The following is a 2,063-nucleotide window of genomic DNA, read 5'->3' as shown; positions in this document are numbered from 1 at the left end:
TTGGATGCTGATTTCCCGGCCGACCGTCTTGAGTTCATGCGGGGTGAGACGCGGCCGGTGCTGGTGCTGGATGAGCGGTGGCTGGCTGAGGCGGGTCGGCGGGAGCCTGCGGCGGGGGTGGTCCTGCCTGAGGTGGTGGCCGGCGAGCAGGCCGCCTATGTCCTCTACACCTCGGGCTCCACAGGCCGCCCCAAGGGCGTGGTCATCTCCCGTGCCGCACTGGCCAACCTCCTCACCGACATGCGCGCACGCATCCCCCTCACCCACGGGGACCGGCTGCTCGCGGTGACCACGATCGGGTTCGACATCGCCGGTCTGGAACTGTTCACACCCCTCACCGCGGGCGCGGCTGTCGTGATCGCCCCGTCCGGACTCGTTCATGACCCGGAGGGGTTGCGGGCTCTGCTGGCGGGTGAGCGGGTGACGGTCATGCAGGCCACGCCGAGCCTGTGGCGGTCGGTCACTGCTGATCCGGGGGCGGCGGGTGCGTTGGCGGGCGTGCGCGTCCTGGTCGGCGGCGAAGCTCTGCCCGTCGACCTTGCCGATCAGCTGACCCGGGCCGCGGCCCAGGTCACCAACGTCTACGGGCCTACCGAGACCACGATCTGGTCCACGGCCGCGGCGTTGCGTGCGGGTGGGGCGGTGACGATCGGACACCCCCTGGCCAACACCCGGCTCTACGTCCTCGACGCGCACCTCCAGCCCGTACCACCCACCGTGCCCGGCGAGCTCTACATCGCCGGCACCGGTGTGGCGCGCGGTTACCTCCACCGCCCCGCCCTGACATCGGAGCGGTTCGTGACCGATCCGTTCGGTGCGGCGGGCTCGCGCATGTACCGCACCGGCGACGTCGTCCGCTGGACGGCCGACGGCGAGCTGGAATACCTGCGGCGCGCGGATGACCAGGTCAAACTGCGCGGGTTCCGCATCGAGCTGGGTGAGATCGAGGCACTGCTGAGGACCCACCACGGTGTCGAGCAGGCCGCGGTGATCGTCCGGGACGACCGGCTGGTCGCCTACACCACCGGCACCACCGCCACGCCGGTGGAGGAACTGCGCGAGCACCTGACGACCACTCTGCCCGCCTACATGATTCCGTCCGCGTTCATGGCGCTGGACGTGCTGCCGCTGACCGCGAACGGCAAGCTGGACCGCAAGGCCCTGCCCGCCCCCGACACCACCACCACCACCACCACCACGGCCGGCCGGGCACCGCGCACCGCGCAGGAAGAAATCCTCTGCCACCTGTTCGCCGACATCCTCGGCCTGGACCACCTCGGCATCGACGACAGCTTCTTCGACCTGGGCGGACACTCCCTGCTCGCCACCCGCCTCGTCTCCCGCATCCGCACCACCCTCAACGCCGAACTCTCCGTACGCACCCTCTTCGAAACCCCCACCGTCGCCACCCTCACCCAGGCACTGACAGGCGCAGGCCAGGCCCGCACCGCGGTCACCGCCCGCCCGCGTCCCGAGCGGATCCCGCTCTCCCCCGCCCAGCAGGGGCAGTGGTTCCTGCAGAAACTCCAGGGCCCCAACGCCACCTACAACATTCCCATCGCCCTGCGCCTGACCGGCGCCCTGGACCACCACGCCCTGAAAACCGCACTCGCGGACGTGGTCGAACGCCACGAAGCGTTGCGCACCCTGTTCGAGCAGGACGACGACCTCGGCGCCCGTCAGATCATCCTCAGCCCGGACCAGGCCCGGCCCGTCCTGGACGTCCAGACCGTCACCGACAGCACGCTCGAGGACGCTCTGCACACCGCGGCATCCCGGCCCTTCGACCTCACCCGCGAACTGCCCCTGCGCACCACTCTCTTCCCACTCGGCCCCAACGAGCACGTCCTGCTGCTGCTCGTGCACCACATCGCCGCCGACGAAGGATCCTTCGCCCCCCTCGCCCGCGACCTGACCACCGCCTACACCGCCCGCAGCCAGAGCACAGCACCCGGCTGGACGCCGCTACCGGTCCAGTACGCCGACTACACCCTCTGGCAACGCGAGGTCCTCGGCTCCGAAGACGACCCCGACTCCGTCATCTCCCACCAGCTCACCCACTG

General features: G+C 70.4%; 1 protein-coding gene. It reads left to right on the top strand.

What is annotated here, in order from left to right; genetic code table 11:
- Positions 1 to 36: 36 nt before the first annotated feature.
- Positions 37 to 2,063, top strand: a 2,027-nt coding sequence (locus tag AB0D57_RS47625) for an amino acid adenylation domain-containing protein (protein ID WP_362088757.1), incomplete at its 3' end; no start/stop codon positions are given.

Origin of the sequence: Streptomyces sp. NPDC048275 (genome assembly GCF_040652275.1) — a bacterium.
In the GTDB taxonomy this organism is placed as follows: domain Bacteria; phylum Actinomycetota; class Actinomycetes; order Streptomycetales; family Streptomycetaceae; genus Streptomyces.
This window is presented reverse-complemented; position numbering and strand designations above follow the sequence as displayed.